The organism is Burkholderia sp. Se-20378 (assembly GCF_017104665.1).
Lineage (GTDB): Bacteria > Pseudomonadota > Gammaproteobacteria > Burkholderiales > Burkholderiaceae > Burkholderia > Burkholderia lata.
This window is the reverse complement of sequence record NZ_JAAGPG010000798.1, coordinates 1-2,845: the sequence shown is the minus strand read 5'-3', so window position 1 is coordinate 2,845 and position 2,845 is coordinate 1. Positions and strand designations below refer to the sequence as shown.

At 67.8% G+C, this 2,845-nt stretch carries 4 protein-coding genes; 2 read left to right on the top strand and 2 right to left on the bottom strand.

Features of this window, described 5'->3' with window-relative positions; translation table 11 throughout:
* Positions 1–106: 106 nt before the first annotated feature.
* Entirely contained in the window at positions 107–1,255 is a 1,149-nt protein-coding gene (dgoD, locus tag G3N93_RS37675; protein ID WP_011353101.1) for a galactonate dehydratase, read from the bottom strand.
* 163 nt (positions 1,256–1,418) lie between these two features.
* Here dgoD and G3N93_RS37670 point away from each other — a divergent pair, with 163 nt between their 5' ends.
* Entirely contained in the window at positions 1,419–2,102 is a 684-nt protein-coding gene (locus G3N93_RS37670) for a FadR/GntR family transcriptional regulator (protein WP_050781594.1), read from the top strand.
* Positions 2,103–2,129: 27 nt separating this feature from the next.
* On the opposite strand, the gene G3N93_RS37665 is transcribed toward G3N93_RS37670, so the two are convergent.
* Positions 2,130–2,375 (bottom strand): DUF1272 domain-containing protein, encoded by a 246-nt coding sequence (locus G3N93_RS37665; RefSeq protein WP_069248784.1) that lies wholly within the window; start codon positions 2,373–2,375, stop codon positions 2,130–2,132.
* A 155-nt stretch (positions 2,376–2,530) separates the two neighbouring features.
* Between G3N93_RS37665 and G3N93_RS37660 the strand changes: the two genes are divergently transcribed.
* Positions 2,531–2,845, top strand: a 315-nt coding sequence (locus G3N93_RS37660) for a GFA family protein (protein WP_206135294.1), incomplete at its 3' end; no start/stop codon positions are given.

Genomic DNA, 2,845 nt, shown 5'->3' with positions numbered 1-2,845 from the left:
ACCCGGCACGTGCCGGGCGTCACACCGCGCAAGCAAAAACGGCTGCCCGTCGGGCAGCCGTTCTCGAATCGATACTTGCCGCGCGGGTCGCAGCCGCGCGTTGCGCTCACCACTCGGCGACGCTGCCGTCCTCATGACGCCACACCGGGTTGCGCCAGCGGTGCCCCGTCTTCGCCATCTCGCGCACCTTCTCCTCGTTCACGTCGATGCCGAGCCCCGGGCCCTGCGGGATCGCGACGAAGCCGTCCTCGTAGCGGAATACCTCGGGGTTGCGCAGATAGTCGAGCAGGTCGTTGCCCTGGTTGTAGTGGATGCCGAGGCTCTGCTCCTGGATGAACGCGTTGTAGCTGACCGCGTCGAGCTGCAGGCACGCGGCGAGCGCGATCGGGCCGAGCGGGCAGTGCAGCGCGAGCGCGACGTCGTAGCTCTCCGCGAGCGTCGCGATCTTGCGGCACTCGGTGATGCCGCCCGCGTGCGATGCGTCGGGCTGGATGATGTCGACGTAGCCGCCCGCGAGGATGTGCTTGAAATCCCAGCGCGAGTAGAGCCGCTCGCCGAGTGCGATCGGCGTGTTGGTCTGGTTGACGATGTCGCGCAGCGCCTCGGCATTCTCCGACAGCACCGGCTCCTCGATGAACATCAGCTTGTACGGGTCGAGCTCCTTCGCGAGCACCTTCGCCATCGGCTTGTGCACGCGGCCGTGGAAGTCGACGCCGATCCCCACGTGCGGGCCGACCGCGTCGCGCACCGCCGCGACGTTCGCGATCACCTGCTCGACCTTGTCGTAGGTGTCGACGATCTGCAGCTCCTCGGAGCCGTTCATCTTGACGGCCTTGAAGCCGCGCTCGACCACCGCGCGCGCATTGTTCGCGACGTCGCTCGGCCGGTCGCCGCCGATCCACGAATACACCTTGATGCGATCGCGCACCTGCCCGCCGAGCAGCGCGTGCACGGGCACGCCGTGATGCTTGCCCTTGATGTCCCACAGCGCCTGGTCGACGCCCGCGATCGCGCTCATCATGATCGGGCCGCCGCGGTAGAAGCCCGCGCGATACATCACCTGCCAGTGATCCTCGATCAGCAGCGGATCGCGGCCGACGAGGTAGTCGGCCAGCTCCTGCACGGCGGCCTCGACCGTGTGTGCGCGGCCTTCGACGATCGGCTCGCCCCAGCCGACGATGCCCTCGTCGGTTTCGATCTTGAGGAACAGCCAGCGCGGCGGGACGACGAAGGTTTCGAGGCGGGTGATTTTCACGATGCGGGTCTCCAGGGTTGACCGGCGCGGGCAGTCGGGCGCGGCGCACGGTCGCGTGCTTTCACGGTTATCCTAGCGCAGCCCGATAAAAAATAGTATTAATAGCACTATTGTGCAGATAGTGGGCAGCCGGCACGCCCGGGCACCGGCATAACGGAGAACGATCATTCGACGCGACCTGCATGGACAGACGGCCTTCCGGCTCGCCACGGCGATCCTGCGCGGCGACTACCCGCCCGAGTCGCTGCTGCCGAGGGAGCCCGACCTGATGGAGATGTACGGCGTGAGCCGCACGGTGATGCGCGAGGCGCTGCGTACGCTTACGTCGAAGGGGCTCGTCGAGTCGCGGCCGAAGATCGGCACGCGCGTGCGGCCGCGCGGTGTATGGAACCTGCTCGATGCCGACTTGCTCGACTGGTACGCGCGTGTTGCACCGCCGCTCGCGTTCGCGCTGAAGCTGCAGGAGATGCGCGAGATGGTCGAGCCTTACGCGGCCGCGCTCGCCGCGCGCATGCATACGCCGGAAACGTTCGACGCGATCGACGGCGCGGCGCGTGCGATGGCCGCCGCGCGCAACGTCGACGAATGGGTGCGCGCCGACCTGCGCTTTCACCTGAGCGTGCTCGAGGCCGGCGGCAACGAACTGCTGGTGCCGCTCGGCACGCTGATCGATCGCACGCTCGAGGCGCAGTTGCATCTGAATGCGCGCCGTGCCGACGTGTACAACGCGTCACTCGCCGAGCACACGGCCGTCAGCGACGCGATCCGCGTGCGCGACGAGGACGGTGCGCGCCGCGCGATGGCGGCGCTGCTCGCGGTGACGCGCGCACGGATCGAGATGTCGTGACGGGGTGGGGCGGGCCGTGCGGCGCCGTCAGGCGTTCGCGCAGCCGCCCGGCTTGTGGATGCGTTCGGTGGACGCCGGGTATTTCGCGAGCAGGCTCGCCGGCCGCCGCGGGCGCACGACCAGGTCGCCGCCGCAGTTCGGGCAGCGGCCCTTCAGCACATCGTCGGCGCAGGTCGCGCAGAACGTGCATTCGAACGTACAGATGCGTGCATCGGCCGAATCGGGCGGCAGATCCTTGTCGCAGCATTCGCAGCCGGGGCGCAGTTCGAGCATGACGGTTTTCCTTGGTGTGGACGGGGTCGGGACGGGCGCCGCACGGGCATTGCGTGTGGCGCATGTGCGCGCTACTGTACCCGCTTGGATCGGCCTGGCCAACGGTGTTCCGCCGGGGCGCCGTCGATGCGCACGGGCCGCACCGGGAGACGACCATGCTTTATCGCGGAAGCTGTCACTGCGGCGACGTGAAGTTCGAGGCGGAAGGCGACCTGCAGGGCGTGATGGCGTGCAATTGCTCGATCTGCCAGCGCAAGGGCGCGCTCATGTGGTTCGTGCCGCGCGACCACATGACACTCCTCACGCCTGACGACCCTCTCGCCACCTACATGTTCAACAAGCACGTGATCAAGCACCGCTTCTGCAAGCGCTGCGGGATTCACACGTTCGGCGAGGGCGTTCACCCGAACGGCACCGCGATGGCCGCGATCAACGTGCGCTGTCTCGAGGATGTCGACATCGACGCGCTA

Coding starts and splice junctions, on each gene's coding strand:
- G3N93_RS37665 (WP_069248784.1), bottom strand. CDS start 2,375: ATGCTCGAACTGCGCCCCGGCTGCGAATGCTGCGACAAGGATCTGCCG.